General features: G+C 69.7%; 19 protein-coding genes. 9 read left to right on the top strand and 10 right to left on the bottom strand.

What is annotated here, in order from left to right; genetic code table 11:
- Positions 1–138: 138 nt before the first annotated feature.
- The 10 genes from IE277_RS36310 to IE277_RS36355 form a co-directional block, all read right to left on the bottom strand.
- Positions 139–2313, bottom strand: coding sequence for a serine/threonine-protein kinase (locus IE277_RS36310; protein WP_229882228.1), 2175 nt, complete (start codon positions 2311–2313; stop codon positions 139–141).
- Between the two features lie 223 nt (positions 2314–2536).
- A complete protein-coding gene (locus tag IE277_RS36315) occupies positions 2537–6979 on the bottom strand; it encodes a type VII secretion EssC family protein (RefSeq protein WP_189958018.1) in 4443 nt (1480 codons plus the stop codon).
- Positions 6980–7072: 93 nt separating this feature from the next.
- Positions 7073–7786 (bottom strand): hypothetical protein, encoded by a 714-nt coding sequence (locus tag IE277_RS36320; RefSeq protein WP_189958019.1) that lies wholly within the window; start codon positions 7784–7786, stop codon positions 7073–7075.
- A complete protein-coding gene (locus tag IE277_RS36325) occupies positions 7783–9294 on the bottom strand; it encodes a C2 family cysteine protease (RefSeq protein ID WP_189958020.1) in 1512 nt (503 codons plus the stop codon). The genes IE277_RS36320 and IE277_RS36325 overlap by 4 nt, the downstream gene beginning before the upstream one ends.
- Positions 9295–9298: 4 nt before the next feature.
- Positions 9299–9577, bottom strand: coding sequence for a hypothetical protein (locus IE277_RS36330; protein ID WP_229882229.1), 279 nt, complete (start codon positions 9575–9577; stop codon positions 9299–9301).
- A 119-nt stretch (positions 9578–9696) separates the two neighbouring features.
- Complete coding sequence (locus IE277_RS36335) at positions 9697–10152, bottom strand: hypothetical protein (protein WP_189958022.1); 456 nt, start codon at positions 10150–10152, stop codon at positions 9697–9699.
- An 8-nt stretch (positions 10153–10160) separates the two neighbouring features.
- Complete coding sequence (locus IE277_RS36340; protein ID WP_189958023.1) at positions 10161–10427, bottom strand: hypothetical protein; 267 nt, start codon at positions 10425–10427, stop codon at positions 10161–10163.
- Positions 10428–10449: 22 nt separating this feature from the next.
- A complete protein-coding gene (locus tag IE277_RS36345) occupies positions 10450–11289 on the bottom strand; it encodes a hypothetical protein (protein WP_189958024.1) in 840 nt (279 codons plus the stop codon).
- Positions 11290–11350: 61 nt separating this feature from the next.
- Positions 11351–11830 carry an RDD family protein gene (locus IE277_RS36350; protein WP_189958025.1) on the bottom strand — a complete coding sequence of 160 codons (480 nt, stop codon included), beginning with the start codon at positions 11828–11830 and terminating at the stop codon, positions 11351–11353.
- 36 nt (positions 11831–11866) lie between these two features.
- Entirely contained in the window at positions 11867–12925 is a 1059-nt protein-coding gene (locus IE277_RS36355) for a hypothetical protein (RefSeq protein ID WP_229882230.1), read from the bottom strand.
- A gap of 296 nt (positions 12926–13221) precedes the next feature.
- On the opposite strand from IE277_RS36355, the gene IE277_RS36360 reads away from it, so the two are divergent.
- The 9 genes from IE277_RS36360 to IE277_RS36400 all read left to right on the top strand — a co-directional run bounded on the left by IE277_RS36360 (position 13222) and on the right by IE277_RS36400 (position 19839).
- Positions 13222–13965 (top strand): hypothetical protein, encoded by a 744-nt coding sequence (locus tag IE277_RS36360; RefSeq protein WP_189958027.1) that lies wholly within the window; start codon positions 13222–13224, stop codon positions 13963–13965.
- Between the two features lie 18 nt (positions 13966–13983).
- On the top strand, positions 13984–14883 hold the full coding sequence (locus IE277_RS36365; RefSeq protein WP_189958028.1) for a hypothetical protein: 900 nt from the start codon (positions 13984–13986) through the stop codon (positions 14881–14883).
- On the top strand, positions 14880–16187 hold the full coding sequence (locus tag IE277_RS36370) for a TadA family conjugal transfer-associated ATPase (RefSeq protein ID WP_189958029.1): 1308 nt from the start codon (positions 14880–14882) through the stop codon (positions 16185–16187). The genes IE277_RS36365 and IE277_RS36370 overlap by 4 nt, the downstream gene beginning before the upstream one ends.
- A 2-nt stretch (positions 16188–16189) precedes the next feature.
- Positions 16190–17134, top strand: coding sequence for a type II secretion system F family protein (locus IE277_RS36375; RefSeq protein WP_189958079.1), 945 nt, complete (start codon positions 16190–16192; stop codon positions 17132–17134).
- Positions 17131–18057, top strand: a complete 927-nt coding sequence (locus IE277_RS36380) for a type II secretion system F family protein (protein WP_189958030.1) — start codon at positions 17131–17133, stop codon at positions 18055–18057. Before IE277_RS36375 ends, IE277_RS36380 begins: the two co-directional genes overlap by 4 nt.
- 82 nt (positions 18058–18139) lie before the next feature.
- Positions 18140–18391 (top strand): hypothetical protein, encoded by a 252-nt coding sequence (locus IE277_RS36385; protein ID WP_189958031.1) that lies wholly within the window; start codon positions 18140–18142, stop codon positions 18389–18391.
- A 37-nt stretch (positions 18392–18428) separates the two neighbouring features.
- Positions 18429–18890, top strand: a complete 462-nt coding sequence (locus IE277_RS36390) for a TadE family protein (RefSeq protein WP_189958032.1) — start codon at positions 18429–18431, stop codon at positions 18888–18890.
- Positions 18890–19381 carry a TadE/TadG family type IV pilus assembly protein gene (locus IE277_RS36395; RefSeq protein WP_189958033.1) on the top strand — a complete coding sequence of 164 codons (492 nt, stop codon included), beginning with the start codon at positions 18890–18892 and terminating at the stop codon, positions 19379–19381. The genes IE277_RS36390 and IE277_RS36395 overlap by 1 nt, the downstream gene beginning before the upstream one ends.
- A complete protein-coding gene (locus tag IE277_RS36400) occupies positions 19378–19839 on the top strand; it encodes a TadE/TadG family type IV pilus assembly protein (protein ID WP_189958034.1) in 462 nt (153 codons plus the stop codon). The genes IE277_RS36395 and IE277_RS36400 overlap by 4 nt, the downstream gene beginning before the upstream one ends.
- Positions 19840–19858: the final 19 nt, after the last annotated feature.

Here is a 19858-nt window from a genome sequence, read left to right on the forward strand (position 1 = left end):
GATCGTGGACCTGCTGCACGAGGCTCACCAGGCCGCGCACACCAACCACCAGAACATCCATCCCCCCCGGGCCGTTTCCCTGGGCGATATCTGAACGTGCGGCGCGTTCACGGCGGTGTCTGATTCCGCGGCCGATATTCAGATACCGGGAAGACCGAAGACATGCCCGGCGATGCAGGCGACGATGCACCTGCCGCCGTCGGCCAGTTCCCAGAGGCCCTCGGTCGTCGAGATCTGGCTGGTGCGGAAGTTCCAGACGACCTTCCCCGTTCGACGGTCCAGTGCGTACACGCCATTGGTCTGATCGTCGCTGGTGACGTACACACCGGTGTCGGTCACCACCAGATCGGTGCCGTTGGTGCCTCCGTCTATGTTCCGCGACCAGATCTGCCGCCCGTCGGAGGCATCGAGAGCGTGTACGGCTCGGCCGTCACTGACGTACAGCACACCGTCCCTGACCCGTGGGGCGCTGAAAGTCCCGTCCGAAGTGTGGCTGAGTGCCGACCATTTCTTCTTGCCCGTGGCCAGGGCGTAGGCGACGACGTGCCAGCCGGAGGCGAACACGGTGCCGTTGTCCACTGTGGGAAGGGTGGCCCCCTCCTCGATGGCGGCGGACCAGGCCAGGCGGCCATCGGCCGTGTCGCGGACGCTCAACGTGTTGGTGGCGTCGTCGGTATAGACGAGATGGCCGCCTGACAAGGTGCCCAAGGAGACGGTGACTGGCTTCTTCCCGTCGAGCGGTACGCGCCAGCGTTCGCGCTTGGCACCGATGTCGATGCTCAGCAGCACCGTACGGCGCTTGCCGGGACCCGGGTCGGGGCCGTCCGTGGTCGGACTGCCCGAACCGAAGACGTAGACGGCCTTGTCATCCGCGGCGATGAACGTGGCGATGCCGGCCAGGTTCGACGGCTTGGGCCACTGCCACGTCGGCCTGCCGGTGGCCGGGTCCACCTGGGTGACATGTGACTTCTGGTCCAGGGCGACAAAGGCACGCGCGGTCACCAGCATGGGGATCAGGCCTGTCGGCCAACCGAAGGTGCCCGAGCCCGACCACGTGCGTCGGCCCGTGCCCACGGCAAGACCGACCGGCGGGACCTGCGGCAGGATCACCGTGCTTCCGGAGACGGCCACGAGTGAGTTCTTCGGGTCGCCGTCGGTGTACGCCCACATCGCCGGCGCCACACCACCCGGCCACTGGGTACGCCGCGGAGTCGGTGAGCCGCTGCCCGTCGGGCCGGGCTTCGGCGTCCGTCTGCCGTCGGGTATCAGCGCGTAGGCGGCTCCGCCGCCTACGAGACCCACCGACCCGACGGTGGCCGCGACCGTCAGGAACCGCCGTCGCGAAGGAGTTCCGCCGGCGGACTCGGCGCCCGCCAGGCCGCCCGACGGCGCAACGAACTGCGTCGGCGTGTACGACGGTCCGGCCGTCGGAACAGGGGCGGAGCCCTCCGCCGGCGTGTCGAGGTCGAGGATCCGAGCAGCGTGCTGGGCGATCGTCGAGGTCACCTGCGTCGGCAGCCAGGCGCCGGGCACGACCGAGAACCCCAGGCGCGCAACGCCGTCGGCGATCTGCCCGGGCGTCGGGCGCCGCGCCGGATCCTTGATGAGACATGCGGCGACCAGTGCCCGCAGCGCCTCCGGCACTCCGCTCAGATCCGGCTGCTCATGCACCACTTGGTACAGCTGCGACGCTGCGGCGCCCACCCCGAACGGCATCAGTCCGCAGGCGGAGAACGCGAGGACGACGCCGAGCGAGAAGACGTCGCCCTCGGGCCCCACCACCTTCCCCATGGCCTGCTCCGGCGACATGAAGCCGGGTGAACCCACCACGATTCCGGTGCTGGTGAGGCGTTCGCCGTCGATGGCCCGGGCGATACCGAAGTCGATCACGCGCGGCCCGTCCGCGGTCAGGAGAATGTTGGACGGCTTGAGATCCCGGTGCACCAACCCCGCTCCGTGGATGCCCCGCAGTGCCTCGGCCAACCCGCCGGCCAGCGCCCACACGCTTGTCTCCGGCAACGGACCATGCTGGTCGACCACGTCCTCCAGGGAGGGGCCGAGCACGTACGTCGTGGCCAACCAGGGCAGCGGTCCTTCGGTGTCCGCGTCCACCAACGGAGCGGTGTACGGCCCGGAGACGGCCCGGGCAACCGCCACCTCATGCCGGAAGCGCCGCCGAAACTCGCCGTCCTCGGCCAGGTCGGCCCGTACGACCTTCACCGCGACGGTACGCCCACCTCCGCTGCGCGCGAGATAGACACGGCCCATCCCGCCTGCCCCGAGCCGTCCGATCATCCGGTACGCCCCGAGCACGCGCGGATCCTCCGGCCGCAACGGCTCCACAACCGCCCCCTGTCTCCACCATCGAGCGTTCGTCATACGCCCGGATGACCACGGATGCCGCAGCTTAGCCAATGCGTTCGCCCGAGCCTTCGGCAGTCTTCGCGTACCGGCACCGCCGCCCCGGAACCCTCGCCGAGTTCAGCCGGACGGCCGCTCCGGGCCGGGCCCGCACCAGTGGGAGTGTCAGGCCTTCTCAGTCATCGATGACCGCCTGTACCTGAGTCACCGAGCCGCCCTGGACCAGGATGCCCCGGCCCGCGGGGCCCGCCGCGGTCGTGCGGGGCAGACGGACGCCGAAGAGCTGTTCGCCGGCGTCCGGGGTGGGGGCGAGCAGCAGGCCGAGGCGGTTGCGTCGTGCCTCGACCACGAAGCCGCGGTACTGGGACCCCAGGGACTCGGCCGAACCGGCCGCGATGACGGCGTGGTCGCCGTCCAGTCCGCTGCGGACGACCTCCTCCAGCCCCTCGGCCAGCGCGGAGTCGTAGAGCAGCTCCGCGTCGTCCACGAGGACCGCGTACCGCTTGTTCGGTACCTGCGACAGAAGGTCGGTGAGGTCCTGCCGGGAGGCGTCGCCGGCCAGGACGCCGAGGACGCCGGGTTCGCCTTCCAGGTTCTTCAGCGGTGAGCGCTTCGGGGTGACCAGGACGACGGGCAGGCCGCGGCGGGTCAGCGACCGGGCCATCGTGATCAGTGTGCTCGACCGGCCCGACTTCGGCGGACCCGCGACGACGAAGCCAGGGCCGGCCTCCGACAGATCGGCGCCCAGCGGTGCCAGTTCGTCGCCGCCGACGCCCACCAGGGCCCACAGGTCCGAGGCGGGGGCGAACTCTGGGTCGAGGGCGAGGGCTTCCCCGGTGCCGCACCGGATGGGCAGGGCGTCCACCCGCATCGGGCGGAGCCGTCGCGGCGGCCGCGGGTGGCTGCGGGTGGCCTCGGCGGCGATCTGCTGCAGTACCTCCACCTGGGCCTTGCCGGCCGGGTCGGCGGCCAGCAGGGCCAGTTGGCATTCCTGGACGCCGTCGTCCGTGAGACGCAGAGCGCGGCCGGGCGGCATGTCCTTGGGCACGGAACGTGGGTTGATGCCGACCATGCCGTAGTCGTCGGGGTCGGTGAGCCGCAGGATCAGCCGCTCGCCGAAAGAGCTGGTCACGGAGCCGGTCGTGCCGCTGCGGTCCGTGGTCATCACCACGCGGAGGCCGACGGCGGGGCCCTCGCGGAAGAGCCGGGTGGCGGCTTCGATCAGCTTGCCGTAGTCGTAGTTCTCGAAGGTCGAGATGTAGCCCTCCCAGCTGTCGAGGAGCAGCACCATGTACGGCAGCCTGTCCTCGCCCTGGGCCGATGCCCGCTGTTCGGCGACGCTGGAGACACCGAGGTGGGCGAGGAGTTGCTGGCGCCGGGTCACCTCGCCCTGGAGGCGGCCCAGCAGTCGTACCAGGCGTTCGGACTCGTCACGGGTGACGACGCCGCCACAGTGCGGCAGCCGGGTCAGCGGCAGGAGGGCGTTGGCGCCGCAGTCGATGCCGTAGACGTGCACGTCGGACGGGGACGTGGTCGTCGCCACGGAGGCGGCGAGCGTACGCAGCGCGGTGGAGCGGCCGGAGCGGGGACCGCCGACGATCAGCAGGTGATCGCCGTTCACCAGGTCGAGGGTGAGCGGAGAACGGGCCTGGCGGGTCGGGACGTCGATGACGCCGAAGACGGCGGGCGGCAGGTCACCGTGTGCGGGACCGGCCTGCACGCTCAGGTCGGCGACCGTGATGTGCTCGGGCAGCGGAGGCAGCCACGGCCTGTGCGGTTCGCCGAAGCCCATCCGGCGTGAACCGTCCGCGATGGCGTCCACCAGCACCGCGAGGTCCGTCACCAGGGTGCCGTCGTCGCCGTCGTCGGCTGCCTTCGGCAGGGGACGGCCGACCGCGTTCCACGGCAGTGGGACGAGGCCGACGGCCGGCCGTGACGACTGCCCGGGCCGCCGGCCGCCGATGCGTGCGGACTGGACCGCCACCAGCGCGTTCGCTCCCGAGCGTACGTACATCCGGCCCGGGGTGGACTTCGCGATGCTCCCGGCGTCCGGGGCTTCGATGACGTCCGCGGACTCGTCCCGGTTGGTCACGCGCAGGGCGATGCGCAGGTTCGTGTTGGCGCGGATGTCCTGGCTGACGACGCCCGCGGGACGCTGCGTGGCGAGAATGAGGTGGACACCGAGAGAACGCCCTCGGCGTGCGATGTCGACCAGACCGGTGACGAAGTCGGGCAGCTCGGCGACCAGCGCGGCGAACTCGTCGATGATGATGACCAGGCGTGGCATGGGCTCCAGTTCGGGCCGCAGCCGCCGCGCGTCGGTGTAGTCCTCGATGTCCTTCGCGGGCGCGGCGCGGAGCAGGAGTTCCTCGCGCCGCCTCAGCTCGGCGGCGAGCGAGGCCAGCGCGCGCTGCGTCAGATGCGCGTCGAGGTCACTGACCATGCCGACGGTGTGCGGAAGCCGAGCGCAGTCCTGGAACGCGGCACCGCCCTTGTAGTCGATCAGGACGAAGTTCAGGGCGTCGGGCCGGTTGTGGACGGCCAGTGAGGTGATGAGGGACTGCAGCAGCTCGGACTTACCGGCACCCGTGGTGCCGGCGACGAGCCCGTGCGGGCCGTCCATCCGAAGGTCGAGGAAGAACGTGCCCTCGGCCCCGACGCCGACCGGAAAGCGGGTGGAGGCACCACCGGACCGCCACATCAGCTCGATGGCGGCGCCCGTCGGATCGGGCATCTGCAGCAGGTTCAGCAGGCGCGCCGCCGACGGCAGCGCACTGTCCGCGTCGTCGCGGCTGACGTCCCGCACCGGGGCCAGCGAGCGGGCCACCAGCTCGCACCACTCGCGGGACACCTGGTCGGCCAGCACCTCACCCAGCGCGTCGAGCCCCGCACCGCGCAGCACCACACGGTCGGCGGAGCCCATCGGCCAGCCGATCGCGACGCGGCACTCCTCGGGCAGCAGCCGCTCGTCCTCGTCCACGCACAGCGCGAACATGCCGTACAGCGGCCCCTCCTGCAGCAGTTGGGGGACGCCCGGCACCCGGCGGAGCAGCCGGGCCCCGTCCAGCACGATCAGGACGTGCGGGTCGGGCCGCAGCTGACTCATCGCGGCGGCCGGGGTGGCGGCCTCCTTGCGGCGATTCAGCTCGTTGAGCAGTTCCGTGACGCGTCGCCCGATGGTCTCGGAGTCCGTGCCCACGAGGGAGACACAGTCCTGTCCGTCGCGCGGCGCGGTGTGGGGCAGCCAGTGTGCCCAGCTCCAGGCGTCCCCGGCGTCCGGGGCGGAGGAGAACACCACGACCGACAGATCCCGCGGGCTGTGCAGGACGGCTGACTGGACCGTCAGCCAGCGCGCGCCGGCCAGCGCCTGGGAGCGCGCTCCGGCCAGACCCACCACACCCAGTTCGGTGAACGGCAGCGGGACCGGTACATCGTGGACGAGCGGCGGTGCGGGCGGCCCCTCGTCGCTGTACGTCCGAGAGCCGGCGAGCTCGATGTTCGCCGGGAGGTCGGCGACGCCGACGCGCAGTTCCAGGGCGTCGGGATCGGTGAGCCTGCGCTCCCACAGGCGGCGCCGTGGTCCGGTCGCGAACAGCAGAAGGGAGGCCGCGTCCGGGAAGGCGTCCCGCCGGGCCCGCTGATCCGCGACGCACAGGCGGGCCAGGTCCTCGTCGTACGTGGCCTTCTGGGCCTTGTACTCCTTCATCGTGGTGCGGTGCTTCTTCTTGCCCTCGCGGTTCTGGCTGACCCATTCGCCGGCCATCATCACCGGGCTCATCAGGCAGAACAGCAGCGTGTACGTCTGCTTGGTCATGAGGTACATGACCACCCCGAAGAGCAACGGGGTGAGGGAGGCGATCAGTTGGAAGCGGTGGCGCTCGGCCCTGCCGGGCGGATCCGGAACCACCAGCCGCGCCCGCGGCGGCAACGAAGTCAGCCGCGGCGGGCGGTTGTAGGCCAGTCCGCCCTCTCCCATCGGCGCCAGATGCGCGTCGGGCTCCACCGGATGGTCGAGCACCAGCAGGGAGCTGCCGCAGGCGACGAGCGCGCCCCGCGGCCACTCGCGCTCACCGGCGACGGCTTCCCCGTCGAGACGTACCTCCGTGCCCGCCGCTCCCGGCGTCAGCGTGACCCGGCCGTCGACGGCGACGCTCACGCGCAGCGCCTCGTGGGGGAGGCGGGGATCGGGGACGGTGACCGTGCAACCAGGCGCCGATCCGATGGTGGTCACACCCGCGGCCAGCCGGGCGACCCGGCCGGCGCCGGGCCCTGCGGTGACCCGCAACTCGTACCGCCCGGAGGGTTCACCCGACCGCAGAAAGGGTCCGATCGCGTCGTCGACGGATATCCGCATGCCGTCGCGGAGTACGTCGCCCGCCCGGACGTCGAGTTCGCAGTACCGCCCGTCGGCCCACAGACCCGGTGCGGTGGGCTGCGCCGCACCGCCGGACCGGCGGTCGTACGGATGGTGCGGCAGCGCGGTGACGGTGGTGGGGACGGGGGCGTCCGTGGGGGCCAGCGCCTTGGCCACCTCCGCGACGGTCGCGTCCTCGCCGAAGTCGAGGATGACGTCCTGTGGATCCGTGCCTTGCCGGATCACCGTCACGGACACGCGCATGGACCGTGTTCCTTCCCTGGGACGCGTGGCACCGCCACGTTGACATGCCCGCTGAGGCTACCCGGACCGGCCGGCCCGTTCCGCCAAGACCTGCTAGGCGTCTCCGAGCTGCTGCAAGTCCACGTATCCCGCCCTGAAGTCCGGCGAGTTCGTCTCGACGTTCATATGTCCGGCGTCGATGGTCGCGACCTTCCAGAGCTTGCCGGCGATCTCGACCGTGGCACCGGGGCGGAGGTTGTCGTAGAAAGCGTGGGACCCGGAGCCTGCGGCACTGATCGTGGCCCTCAGCGGGTCGCTCTCGATGTCCGTGACCACGGCACCCATGCCCTGTGGTCCGTTGTCCGGAACGTGCCAGCGCAGGCGCCAGTGACCTTCGTACGTGGTCGGCCAGACGGGCATATGTTTCCCCTTGTGCGTCGGAGCAGGCAGTCCCGGCGCGGTGAGGACCACGCGGTACGTGCAGATCTGCGAGACGGTGTACGCGCGCCCGCCGAGCGTGGCCTTCTGGGCCGGGCGCACGGTCTGCCGCGCCGTGCCCACGGCGAGCTCGGCCGTGCGATGCTTGCCGTCCGCGGTCGCGTTCGCGTACTGCACCCGCGTGCCGCCGGGCAGAGAGGCCGACGCGCCGCGCAGCACATGAAGACCTCTGGCGGCCTTGTCGCCCTCGCACTCGGGACCCTTGTCGGCCGGCGGCGGCGTGTACCGCGTCGTGGACGACGGCGTCGGGTCGGCCGTCGGGCTTCCCGATGTGCCGCAGGCGGCCAGCAGCAGACACGGAACGACTGCGGCGATTCGTGCTCTGCTCATCCGGTCCCCTGGAGTTCCTGCGGGCTGTTGAAGTACTTCTGGTAGTCCGCGGGTGAGACACGGATGTCCTGGCCGCTCGGTGGCCCCCACGGGTTGCCCAGGATCATTGTCCCGTCACTGTCGAAGCCTTTGACGTAGAAGACATGCCGGGTGACGTACCCCTGCTGCCAGTTCGGGTCGAGGCCGCTGCTCTTCAGCTCGTCGCTGGACGGCGTGGCGAGGATCACCGGATGGTGCGACTCGAAGGATCGCTTGATGTCGTCGAAGTTGTTGTCGAGCGACTTGGAGTCGTGACCGGTCACGTACGGCGGGGCCTTGTCGGTCTGGTCCCACTCGGTGGCACCGTAATCGCCCTTCTCGGCACGGTCGTAGAGCTTGTCCCCCACATGGTTGTCCGGGGTTCCGCCCTTGTCACCGGCGTACATCAAGGCGAACGCCTTCTCGTAGTACGCGGGCCAGGTCTCGCCCTGGCCGTGTGCGGAGACCAGGTTGCCGTTGGCGTCCATGGGAAGGTCCGGCGTCACCGTGACCCAGTGCTGATTGCCGCCCTTGTCCCAGATCCGCACGTCCACCGTGCCGTTGGGGTTCTGTTTGATTCCCTCGGCGATGAACTTCGGGTTCGCCTGGGCTGTGGCGGTGATGGACGCGATGTACCAGCAGTCCGCGAACTGGCCCTGAGAGATGCTCGACGGGTCGACCTTGCCAGGGGTGGCGAACAACGGGTCGGTGGGCATGCCGTAGTGCATGCCGTTCACGCCTTGGTTCAGCTGGGAGTTGTATCCCTGGAGCCATGCGTCGGTGGTGTCGAATCCCGGCTGGATTCCCGGGAAGGCCGCCTCCAACTTGGGCCAGTGCGAGGGCCCGGCCTCCTTCAGCAGCGTGCTCAAGTGATCGCGGAACTGGTCGTCGGGTATCCCGTCGTGGGACTCCCACCACCACATGCCGCTGTCGTCGGTCTTCTTCGCCAGGTCGCCGTAGCGGCGGAGGTCCTCGGCGGGGACCTTGTCGAGGAAGGCGTCGAGTTCGGCGGGGGTCAGGGCATTGAGTTCGTCCTTGACCTTGTCCAGATCGTCACGGTTGCCGTCGTCGCCGAAGTCCTTGCCGTCCAGTGCGGCGATGTCCGCCAGCGCGGTGGTGATCTTCTTCTCGTCCGGGGCGTTCTCGTCGGCGAAGGCGACCGCGGGGTCGATGGCGTACCCCTTGGCGAGGAGTTCGTTGCACTTCTCCAGCTGGTTGCAGCGGCGCGTGATCGAGTCGGACATGTCGTGCAGCTCGCGGCCGAGTGACCCCGGTAGGGTGCTGCCGCCGAAAGGCCAGAAGGAGAAGGGGTTGCCGACCAGCGGTTCGAGGGCCGGGCTCGTGGTGGCGGGTTTCCCGCCGAGCAGGCTCTGGGCCTGGGTCAGCACCACGGAGATGTCGCTGTGCAGCTTGCCCGCGTTGTCGCCCAGTGTCTTCAGATCGCCCCCGAGGCTGCGGATCTTCGGGATGTCGAACCCGGCGAACGGCATCAGCTCACCCGCCCGGCTTGTCGTTCTTGGCCTTGGCCGCTTCCTCGTCGAGGTTGCGTGCCTCGGTCTCCCAGCGCCGGGCGTCGGCCATCAGATCACTGGCCATCGAGTGCAGTGAGCCCTTGCGGGCACCGAGTGCGGTGGTGGATGCCTCCGCGAACGGGCCCTTCCATATGGTGGGTGTCGCCTGCGTCACCACGTTGTCGAGATACGGCCCCAGCGACCCGGCGAGGGTCCGCGCCTTGCGGGCGCACTCGCGCAGGTCCTCTGCCCGCTTCGTCAACTGCGCTGGTGTTTCGCCTTGTTCGTCCGGTCTTCCCATGTCAACCCCGTAGTCGATCGGCCGGCAGGCACTGCGGCCAGATGCTAACAAACGAACGGGGAGGTCGGCCGTCCACGTATTCATGACGCGTGCGGCTGGGAATAGACAAGTACGGGGACCTGCGGGGCGAACGCGTCCACCGCGGCCTGGAGCCTTTCCGGGTCGAGCCGCCAGAAATTGATGGGACGGCTCGCCAGGAACAACTCGTAGTCGACATGCGGAACCAGCTGTGCAGCCGTCTCCTGGCTGACGCCGCTGTTCATCCCCGGCAGAGCAGGTGCTCCGGGCTTTCGCTGCACCCCGATGTAGTTGATCCCGTTCCCAGCGGTGAGTTGACGCCACACCACGATGGCTGTGATGTCGTGCCACGGCACAAAGGCGAGTTGGCGCTCATAGCGCGCCGGAGCACCGCCGAGCAGCACTCCTTCCCCGTCGACGCGCAGGGCGACCAGCTTCTTCCACTTCATGCCGCTGAGCAACTGGAAGGGGGTTCGTACGAAGTACGCTTCGTAGACGAGTGAGTTCACATCAGCCATCAGGCCCCCTACTTCGTGGAACCGGTCTTCTTCTTGTTCTCTTCGTCCTGTACGCGCTGCAGGATCGTGTTGTACTGCCCCCGTGCCGCGTCCAGGGCATCGTGGATCGCTTTCCTTCTGCCGTTCCATTCCGAGCGGAAGCTGTCGGCGGCAGGGCCTTGCCAGGTATCGGTACCGGACGCCGCGTCCACCGCGTCCAGTACCTTGTCGATCTCGTTCGCGAACCTCTTCATGTTGTTGAGATCTTTTCTGCACTCTTCGACGCGGTCGCTCATGGCTCTCTCCAAGGACGCTTTCTCACGCGGTCGGCTGTCCGATCAGATCGATGATGCGCTGCTCCAGGGTGCGCTCGCTGACCGCCTGCGCCGTGATGCCGGTCGGGGCGTGCGGGGAGTCCACACTGACCGTCCACACCTCGCGGTCGGTCGCGTAGGCCGTGAGGAGCGGGCCCGGTGCGTCGGCGAGCACGATCAGCTGGCTCACCACCAGAGCACGGTCGATCACCGAGGCCAGTCTGCCGTCCACCGTGTCGGTCGTCAGCGCCGACGGGTCGAGCCGCAGGGCGTCTCCGTCCCGGCCGGCCGTACCGAACGGGTCCACCAGGGCCTGGACGATCCTCGCCGCGTCACGCGCTGTGCCGGTCAGCGTGAAGATGTGCATTCCGCCACCGGTGACCTGCTCGATCAGCATCAGCTCAGGGGAATGCACGAAAACGAAGGCCGTCACGCTGCCACCGGACGTCTGCTGTTCGACGGCGAGCGCCCGCGCGGCCGTGCGCCGCAGGGTGAGCGCCATGCTGACCTCCGGCGTGACCCGCATGTCCACATCTGCGGTGAGAGGCGATTCGGTGCCCTCGGACCGCAGGACCGCGTCGAGTTCGGCGATGTTGGCGACCTCCACCGCGCCCCGGGAGACCAGGGAGCGAAGCGCTGTCGCGAGTACCCACTCGCGCTGCTCTGCCGAGAGCGTGGCCAGGTGCGGTGCCGGGGCTACGACGTCGTCGAGCCCGCTGGGATCCAGTACGGCGAGTTCCTCGTCGGTCAGCCTGATGAGCGGCTGGGTTCCGCCCTCTGCGAGTGCCTTGCCGACGAGTTCGCGGAACTTCTCCAGCTCGATGTCGAGTTCGGGGTGTGCCATGCCGAGTCCTTGAGTCGTTGGAGGTCATGCGGCCGTTTCGGAAGCCGCACGCGAGCTTCCGTCAGGCCTGTCCGGTACGGGTGCCCACGGTCGTCACGATGCGTACCCCGGCGAAATCGAGTGGAGGCGCATCGCTGCCGCCCAGAATGAATCCGATGGGCAGGATGGTGAGGCCGTAGGCAATGCCACCGATCCATCGGCCGAAGAGCTGCCACGGCCGCGGCCGGCCCCCGTCCGAAAGCCGGACCACACGGGTACCGACGAGCAGCTTGCCCAGGCTGCAGCGGAACAGCAGGACCAGCAGGACGTGGTTGATCAGGGAGACGCCGATTCCGACGGAGAAGATCCGAAGCCACAGGGTCCCGTCGGTGAGCGGGAGCACCTTCGACGCCGGGAGGCCGAGCACATGGTGCAGCCCGGAAATGCCGGCGCAGACAATCGCCAGTGTGCCGTCGATGACTGCCGCCCCGTAGCGGCGTCCCGTGGACGCAGGAACTGGTGCCGGAGGGGCATTCCGGTTCAGGCGCTGCTCCCACGGCACACCGAACAGGTCCTTTGATTCCATCGGGGCCGTCTCCTACCAGAACTTGTACTTCTTGATGCTGTCGGGGACCAGATTCGTGACCACGCTCTTGGCGCCGTTGACGATCTCCTCGCCCTTGTCCGCCACGTCCCCGGCCCACTTGGTCGTCGCGTGCCATGCGCTCTTGGCCGCGTTTTTGATCGATTCTCTGTTGTCCCACGCCCACGTGCCGATGAAGTAGGCGCCGGCCACACCGAGAGCCGCCCAGCCGACCACGGGGACCGCCGCCGCGACCGTCGCGCCGGCGCCGAGGGCCTCTGCCGTGGCCGCTCCCCCCAGAACCGCTCCGGCGCCACCCGCCTCCACGAATCCCATGCCTCGGTCGACCCCGCCCAACGCGCCCTTGTGGTCGGGCACGGCCATCTCCTTGACCCCGTGGAGGACGGCCAGCGGCAGGCCGACGCGGTCAAGGATGCTGAGCCCGGGCCCCTGGGCGAGCAGCTTGGCCGGCAGGGGGATCCTCAGCTTGGTGGTGAGGAAGGCGCGGAGACCTTGCTGCCATTTCCACGGCTGCTGGTAAAGCCCTTCGACGTTCTGGAGCTTCAGGAGCTCGCGCATGTAGTCGATGTTCTTCAGCTTCAGCCGGTCACCCGTGATACCGAAGTACTTGTTCAGTTCAAGAACCGCCTTGGCCCCGGTGACGTTCTGCCCCTGGGACCAGCGCTGATACAGCTGGAGGGAGGCCTCGATGCCCGAGGCGATCTTGGTGAGCCGCAGCGGCGTCGTCACATTTTTCTTGGCTTCCTTGAACTCGTCCATGTACTCACCGATTTGACCCTTGTGCGCCTGGTAGTCCTGCCAGGTGCTGAGTACTCCGGTGAGCCCGATGAACATGAGCTCGGCGCTCGGGTCCGCTTCCAGGATTCCGAGCCGACGGCGCACGTCCTTGGCCTGATCGCGGGACCAGGAAGCGTCCTGCCGAATGCGCTGGAGCGTTCCCTGGTCGCCTTCCCATTTGGCGAGAATTCCGGACACCAGCGGGCCCTGGATGGAGAGTGCGCCATCGGCGACGTCCAGTGCGGCGGCCAGCTTGCGCGCGTTGTCCTTGGACATGCCTCTGTACGCCACGCAAACCCCCCCTGTTGAAGGCACGCGCCCCGGTCACGGCATGCCTGCCCCTGGGCGAGCTTAGTACTTCCCTTGGCTGGGACGGCTGTTGCCCACGTCAGGAGAGAGGACGCGCCTTGAGGGGCTTATGTGTGACTGATACGGTGCCATGGCTTGACACCCGCCCCGGTGCTGGGTATTCGGACGTGCCGGGTCGGCCAGGTGTCATGGATGTCGTGAACGGCCCGATGGCGAACGACATATGACAGTCCAGACTTTTTGGGCGTACGGGGAGCGGTTGCGTGAAGATCCAAGAGCGTGCGGGGGCGGGCGCCGGTCGTTCCGCCGGTCCGGCTCAGCCACCGGTCGGGGACCGGCTTCCCACGCCGCCGCGGGAGCGCAAGCCCGCGCTGGCCGCGCTCGCGGTGCTGCTGATCCTGCTCGGTGCGCTGGGCGCGACCACGCTCGTGCTGCGTGCCGGGAACCGTATCGAGGTCGTCAAGGTGACGCAGCCGATCCAGGTCGGGCAGTCCGTGAACAGCGGCAACTCCACGTCCGTGATGGTCGCCGACGACAGCAGCATCGACTACGTCCGGTGGGACCAGCTGGCCGCCCTGAAGGACTACAAGGCGCGGACCGCCATCTACCCGGGCACGATCGTCGTGGGGCAGATGTTCACCAAGGGCAATGTGCTGCCGGCCGGCAAGGCCGTCGTCGGTGTGTCCCTCAAGGAGGGCCAGTACCCGCTGGACATCCAGGGCGGCGACACGGTCGCCGTCTACAACGTCGGCAGCGGCAGCGGCAGCTCCGGTTCGGGCAAGACGGGCAGCAGTCGCACCGATACCGGGTCCGGCACCACCGGTTCCTCCGGTGACCCCATCACCACCGCCAAGGTGGGGGACAAGAAGGACGACGGCGACGCCACCATCAGCACCGGCAATCTCTCGCTGACCCTGATCGTCGACCAGTCCGAAGCCGCCGCCGTGGCCCGCGCCGCCTCCGACGGTTCGGTCGCCGTCGTGCACGTCTCCGGCTCCGGCAACTAGAAGGCGGCCTCCTTCCCCATGGCGCTCATCGCTCTCGCCGCCGACAAGGGTTCCCCCGGTGTCACCACGGCGGCCGTCGCTCTCGCCGCGGTCTGGCCGCGTCGTGTCCTGCTGGCCGAGACCGACCCGGCGGGCGGCGACCTCGTGTACCGCAGCACCGCCGCGCACGGCGGCCCGCTCAACCCCAATACCGGTCTGCTGTCGATCGCCGCGACCGCGCGGCGGGGACTCGTGCCCGATCAACTGTGGGACCACGTCCAGCCGTTGAGCGGTGGACTGGAGGTGCTCGTGGGGCTCGGCATCGCCGAACAGGCCGCCGGGCTCGCCAGCCTGTGGCCGACCCTCGGGCACGCGTTCGCCTCCCTCGCCGACTCGCCCCATGCGCCCGCCGACGTCATCGCCGACTGCGGACGCATCAGCGGCGACACCCCGGCCGTAGAGCTGTTCCCGCACGCGGCGCTCGTGCTGCTCCTCTCCCGTACCGAGCCGGAGGCGCTGGCCCGGGTCCGGGACCGGGCCGCCCAGCTGTCCACGCGGCTGCACGGCGGGGCGCGCGGTGCCGCACCCCTCGCCACCCCGCTCATCGGCGTCGTGCTGATCGCCGACCCGGCCGGCTCCGGCAAGCTCGTCAACCAGGTCAACGACATGCTGGTGCACGCCCAGACCGGCGCCCGCGTCGTCGGCACCCTCGCGGACGACGTGGCCGGCGCCGACATGCTGGCCGGCCGGAAGCGCGGCCGCCTCGACAAGTCGCTGCTGGTCCGCTCGGCCCGCAAGATCGCCGCCGATGTGAACCAGCAGTACGGCGCCGCCTGGGCCGTCCCGGCCCAGCGGGCCCCCCAGGCCCAGCAGCCTCAGCAAGGCCACCCGCAGGCTCCCTACCAGCCCCAGCAGGGTCACGCGGGGGCCGGCCGATGACCGCTGTCGACCACCAGCTGGTCAAGCGGTTCCGGCAGGACGCCGGTGACCGTATCGCCGAGCAGCGGCGGCTGGACCAGGTCAGCGGCGTCGCGCCGATGTCCACGGAGGACGAGCGGCAGTACGCCCGCGCGGTGATCGCGCAGATCCTGGAGGAGTACGCCCGCGCCGAGATCAACGCGGGCCGTGCGCCGCTGGACGCCGAGACCGAGGAGCAGTACGCCGCCGCCGTGCACGCGGCGCTGTTCGGTGTGGGACGGCTCCAGCCGCTGCTGGACGACCCCGAGGTCGAGAACATCGACATCAACGGCTGCGACCAGGTCTTCGTCGGTTACGCCGACGGGCGCGAGGCCAAGGGCGAGCCCGTGGCCGACTCCGACGAGGAACTGATCGAGCTGATACAGGTGCTCGGCGCCTACTCCGGTCTTTCCTCGCGGCCCTTCGACTCCGCCAACCCGCAGCTGGACCTGCGGCTGCCCGACGGCTCCCGGCTCTCCGCCGTCATGGACGTCGCACGACGGCCCGCGCTGTCCATCCGACGCGCCCGCATGGGCAAGGTGTTCATATCCGACCTCGTCGGCAACGGCACGCTGACGCCGGAGGTCGCCCATTTCCTGGCCTGCGCGGTCCGGGCCCGCAAGAACATCATGATCGCCGGTGCCACCAACGCCGGTAAGACCACCCTGCTGCGGGGACTCGCCAACGAGATCCCGCCGTACGAGCGGCTCATCACCGTCGAACGCGCCCTGGAGCTGGGCCTCGACACCTTTCCCGACCTGCACCCGAACGTCGTCGCCTTCGAGGAGCGGCTGCCCAACTCCGAGGGGCAGGGCGCCATCCCCATGGCGGAGCTGGTGCGCCGGTCGCTGCGTATGAACCCGTCCCGTGTCATCGTCGGCGAGGTGCTGGGCGACGAGATCGTCACCATGCTGAACGCGATGTCGCAGGGCAACGACGGCTCGCTGTCCACGATCCACGCCAACAGCTCCAGCGAGGTCTTCAACCGGATCTCGACCTACGCGTTGCAGGCGTCCGAGCGGCTGCCCATCGAGGCCAGTCAGATGCTGATCGCCGGCGCGGTCAACTTCGTCGTCTTCATCCAGCGGCGCAACAACTACGAGACCGGCGGCAGACTCCAGCGCATGGTCACCTCCGTCCGCGAGGTCAACGGCGTCGACGGCCGTGTGCTGTCCAGCGAGATCTTCGCCGAGGCCCCCGACGGACGGGTCGTGCCGCACGCGCCCGTCGCCTGCCTGGAGGACCTGATGGCCCATGGCTACCGGCCCCACGGAAACTGGGGGTGAGCATGGACTTCGGTGCGCTCGGTGCCCTGTTCTCGACCACGGTCCTGTACTCCATCGGCAGTGGCATCGCCGTCGGCGGCGGCATCGCGCTGCTGCTGATCGCGATCCGCGGCCTGCCCGCGAAGCCCGAGCACGAGAGGCAACGCGCCAATGAGCGCGTCGCCGAACTCCTCCGGTTCGCCGGGCAGCGCGGCTCCCTCGCCGTCATCATCGGGCTCGTCGTGCTGCTGCTGACCCGCTGGGCGGTGGCGGGCATCGCCGCGGGCGTCCTCGTCTTCTTCTGGGACAGGCTCTTCGGCGGTGCCGCCGAGGAACGCGCCGCGATGCGACGCGTCGAGGCCCTCGCCTCCTGGACCGAGTCCCTGCGCGACACCATCGCCGGCGCCGTCGGCCTGGAGCAGGCCATCCCCGCCTCCGCGCGGGCGGCCGCCCCCATCCTGCGGCCCCACCTCGACGCGCTCGTCGACCGGCTGCGCGCCCGCACTCCGCTGCCCGATGCGCTGCAGGTGCTCGCCGACGAGATCGACGACGCCTCCGCCGACATCATCGTCGCCGCGCTGATCCTCAACGCCCGGTTGCGCGGCCCCGGTCTGCGGCAGGTGCTGGGTGCGCTCGCCAAGTCCGCGCGCGAGGAGGTCGACATGCGCCAGCGCGTGATGGCCCAGCGCGCCTCCACCCGGCGCTCGGTACAGATCGTCGTGGCCGTGTCGGTCGCGTTCGTCCTCGGACTCGCGGTCTTCAACCGGGACTTCGTCGCACCGTACGGCACCCCCGTAGGACAGTTCGTCCTCTGCCTGGTCTGCGCACTGTTCGCGCTGGGCTTCTGGTGGCTGCGCAAGCTGTCCACCATCGAGACACCCGAACGGTTCCTGGTCCGGGACGAATCGGCGGTCCGGTTCGTGCGGCCACGCACCCCGGTGGCCCAGGAAGAGGGGGTAGGGGGATGAGTCTCACACTGCCGATCGTCGTCGGTGTCGTCTTCGGTCTGGGCGTCTACGCCCTGATCCGTGCCGTGACACCGACCAGACGCAGCGCGGTGGCCCAGGTCGCGCGGATCGACGCGCTGCGGGCACGCGGCACGGCGTACGAGTCCGCGCGCCGGACGAAGGACGCCCCGCGGGGCCGGTTCGGCGCGCTTCGCGCCCGGACCGGAGCCCGTGTCTCGGAGTTCTACCTCCAGCAGGGCTGGGAACAGCGCTCGCTCCGCGCCGACCTGGCCGTGCTGGAACGCAGTTGGGAGAACTTCCTCGCGACCAAGATGCTGCTGGCGGTGACCGGTCTGTTCTTCGGGCCGTTTCTCTTCGCCGTGGTCTGGACGATGGGCTTCGGCTCCAGCCCGGTCATTCCGGTCTGGCTCGCCCTGCTCTGCGCGGCGCTGTTCTTCTTCCTGCCCGATCTGGAGGTACGGCGGGACGCGGCCGACAAGCGCCGGGACCTGCGCCGGGTCATCGGGGCCTATCTGGACCTGGTGTCGATGAGCCTGGCCGGTGGACGCGGTCTGCCCGAGGCGCTGATGGCGGCGGCCGAGATCTCCGACGGCTGGGCCAACCAGCGCATCCGCAACGCCCTGGCCGACGCGCGGATCACCGGACACAGCCAGTGGCACGCCCTGGGGATGCTGGGTGAGGCGCTGGGCGTGGAGGAGCTGAAGGACCTCTCCGCCTCCCTGGCCCTGGTCCAGGACGACGGTGCCAAGGTGCGGGAGTCGCTCGCCTCCCGCGCCGAGACCATGCGGCACCGCGAGCTCGCCGAGATCGAGGGCAGCGCGGGCGAGAAGTCCCAGTCGATGCTCGTCGCACAGTTGCTGCTGTGCGCCGGCTTCCTGGTGTTCCTGATCTACCCGGCGGCGATGCGGGTGTTCCAGGTGTGAGCCGGCTTCCCTGGGCGCTCCTTGGGCGCGCGAATCCATTGCCAACCGCTGTAACGAGAGAACAAAAGGGGGACAACCCACAATGAACACACGGAACTTCCATACCGGGATTCCTGCGGTGGACTTCCTGGTCACCTTCCTGCGCGGCCGCGTCGAGCGCGCCCGCTCCGGTGAGCTGGACCGCGGCGCCTCGGCGGTGGAGTGGGTCATCATCTCCGCGGTCGTCGTGGCGATCGTGGGCGTCGTGGCCGCGATCATCAACGGAGCCCTGAAGGGCGGTGCCACCAAGGTCGGTGACTGCATCAAGGGCGCCAGCGCGGACAAGACCTGCTGAACGGTCGTAGGACGGGGAGTCTCAGGACAGCACGGGGATGACGGGGGTAGTGGTGAGCCTCGGCAGCTGGGTACGCCGCCGGGCGGAGGCCGCGCGTGGTCGCACCGCCGACTCCGGCATGACGGCGATCGAGTTCGTGCTGCTCACGCCGGTCCTCTTCTTCATGATTTTCGCGACCGTCCAGTTCGCCCTGTACTTCTTCGCGGACCACGTGGCCCAGGCCGCGGCCCAGGCCGGGGCGCGCAAGGCGCGTGCCACGGCCGACGAGCAGCCCGGCGCATGGCGCGGCGAGGCACGGGACGCGGTCGACTCCTACATCCGCCAGCTCGGTCCGCAGCTGGTGCTCTCACCGGACGTACAGACCGTCCAGCCGGAGCAGCACACGGTCGGGGTGGAGATCTCGGCGCGGATCCCGACGGTGTTCCCGGGCCTGGACCTCACGGTCCACGCGCGGTCGGTGGGGCCGGTGGAGCGGTTCGTGAAGGAGGGCGGGAACTGATGCTCCGCGGGCTGACGGAACCGGTGCGCTCCTGGCTGCCCGAGCCGGTGCGCTCCTGGTGGGGAGGACGACGCGCCTCCTGCCGCGGGCCGGCCGGCGACCGGGGCCTGTCCACCGTCGAGGTGGTCATCCTCGCCCCGGTCATCATCCTCTTCATCCTGGTGCTGGTGGCCTTCGGGCAACTCGTCGACGGGCGGGGCGCGATCGACGGCGCGGCCCGGGACGCGGCACGTGCCGGTTCCATCCAGAAGGACCACGCCCTCGCGATGTCCGAGGCACGCAGGGCCGCGGAGTCGGATCTGGCGGATGTCTGCTCCGGACCGGTCTCGGTGGTCCAGACGAGCAGTGGTTTCAACCCGGACGTCGACCCGTTCTTCACGGTGGAGGTCAGCTGCCAGGTCAGGGGCCTCGCCACGCTGGGCCTCGATGTGCCGACCCACCTGTCCGCCCGGTTCTCCTCCCCGCTGGACCCGTACCGGAGGTCGGCGTGAGCGACGTCGTACCCACCTGGTGGGCCGCCCGCCGAAGCCGCCTGGACGACCGGGGTTCGGGCGCGGGCGCCGTCATCGTCTTCGCCCTCGTCTTCCTCTCACTGGCGGCCTTCGTGATCGACGGCGGCCTGTCCATCTCCAAACGGGAACGCGCCGCCGACATCGCGGAACAGGCCGCCCGGTACGCCGCCCAGGACATCGACAAGAACGCCCTGTACGAGAACGAGGGCGGCGCGGCGCCGATCAAGTACGAGGACTGCGACGCCCGGGTGAAGGCGTTCGCCCGGGAGATGGGCATGAGCGCCGCGGACGTCGGCGCGACGCACTGCGTCGCGGCCGACGCCGGGCATGTGGAGGTCGAGGTCCAGCTGACCTACCAGCCGGTGTTCACGGGCCTCTTCTACGGCGGTGACGTGGTCGTGCACGGTCGCTCGGTGGCGAAGAACGAGGTCGGCTGAGCCGGGTTCACCGGTCGAC

Origin of the sequence: Streptomyces alanosinicus, assembly GCF_014650595.1 — a bacterium.
Lineage (GTDB): Bacteria > Actinomycetota > Actinomycetes > Streptomycetales > Streptomycetaceae > Streptomyces > Streptomyces alanosinicus.

Coding starts and splice junctions, on each gene's coding strand:
- IE277_RS36375 (WP_189958079.1), top strand. CDS start 16,190: ATGGACTTCGGTGCGCTCGGTGCCCTGTTCTCGACCACGGTCCTGTAC.
- IE277_RS36320 (WP_189958019.1), bottom strand. CDS start 7,786: ATGAGCAGAGCACGAATCGCCGCAGTCGTTCCGTGTCTGCTGCTGGCC.
- IE277_RS36395 (WP_189958033.1), top strand. CDS start 18,890: ATGCTCCGCGGGCTGACGGAACCGGTGCGCTCCTGGCTGCCCGAGCCG.
- IE277_RS36365 (WP_189958028.1), top strand. CDS start 13,984: ATGGCGCTCATCGCTCTCGCCGCCGACAAGGGTTCCCCCGGTGTCACC.
- IE277_RS36385 (WP_189958031.1), top strand. CDS start 18,140: ATGAACACACGGAACTTCCATACCGGGATTCCTGCGGTGGACTTCCTG.
- IE277_RS36380 (WP_189958030.1), top strand. CDS start 17,131: ATGAGTCTCACACTGCCGATCGTCGTCGGTGTCGTCTTCGGTCTGGGC.
- IE277_RS36325 (WP_189958020.1), bottom strand. CDS start 9,294: ATGCCGTTCGCCGGGTTCGACATCCCGAAGATCCGCAGCCTCGGGGGC.
- IE277_RS36345 (WP_189958024.1), bottom strand. CDS start 11,289: ATGGCACACCCCGAACTCGACATCGAGCTGGAGAAGTTCCGCGAACTC.
- IE277_RS36340 (WP_189958023.1), bottom strand. CDS start 10,427: ATGAGCGACCGCGTCGAAGAGTGCAGAAAAGATCTCAACAACATGAAG.
- IE277_RS36335 (WP_189958022.1), bottom strand. CDS start 10,152: ATGGCTGATGTGAACTCACTCGTCTACGAAGCGTACTTCGTACGAACC.
- IE277_RS36315 (WP_189958018.1), bottom strand. CDS start 6,979: ATGCGCGTGTCCGTGACGGTGATCCGGCAAGGCACGGATCCACAGGAC.
- IE277_RS36390 (WP_189958032.1), top strand. CDS start 18,429: ATGACGGGGGTAGTGGTGAGCCTCGGCAGCTGGGTACGCCGCCGGGCG.
- IE277_RS36370 (WP_189958029.1), top strand. CDS start 14,880: ATGACCGCTGTCGACCACCAGCTGGTCAAGCGGTTCCGGCAGGACGCC.
- IE277_RS36355 (WP_229882230.1), bottom strand. CDS start 12,925: ATGTCCAAGGACAACGCGCGCAAGCTGGCCGCCGCACTGGACGTCGCC.